The organism is Sphingobium sp. VMM (assembly GCF_056790315.1).
Genome location: NZ_JBXGSI010000071.1, coordinates 1 through 495 on the forward strand (window position 1 = coordinate 1; position 495 = coordinate 495).

The window sequence follows — 495 nt, forward strand, 5'->3', positions numbered from 1 at the left end:
CCCCCAGTTGCGCACATCGCGTTGCAGCCCGGCGGGAATGCGGGGATCGCGGCCATGGGCCATGGCGTGGAACCAGCCGCGAATATAATTTTCATGCGCCTTCCATATGCGTTCGCGCGCATCATAGTCGGCCGCCGGATAGGCGCGGTTGAGGCCGACCGCGTCGAGCGACATGGTGCCGCGATTGTTGATGTCATAGATGCCCGGCGCGACCTCGTCCGCCTTCACCAGATCGCGGGCGAAATGCCAGTCGCGGCCATAGAGCTGGCCGGCGCGCCGGCGCCGGTCGAAATCGCGGAACAGCAGTTCATAGTCGGCCTCGCGATAGCCATCGGGCGCGGTGGCAGGCAGGTCGAGCCGCAGTTCGGGCCGATCGGTCATGGTCAGGCGGAAGCAATAGGCCTGCACGCCATCGTCGGCAGCGCCGACCGGCCGGTTCGGGGCGGGATCGACGCCGGCGATCAGGCGGCCCGACGGCTGGTCGACGAAAGGGTC

1 pseudogene is annotated in these 495 nt (G+C 67.7%); it reads right to left on the reverse strand.

From position 1 onward, the window contains the following. Nucleotides 1–495 (reverse strand): annotated as a pseudogene (locus ACUCV3_RS27350) (FAD-dependent oxidoreductase); the annotation flags it as partial.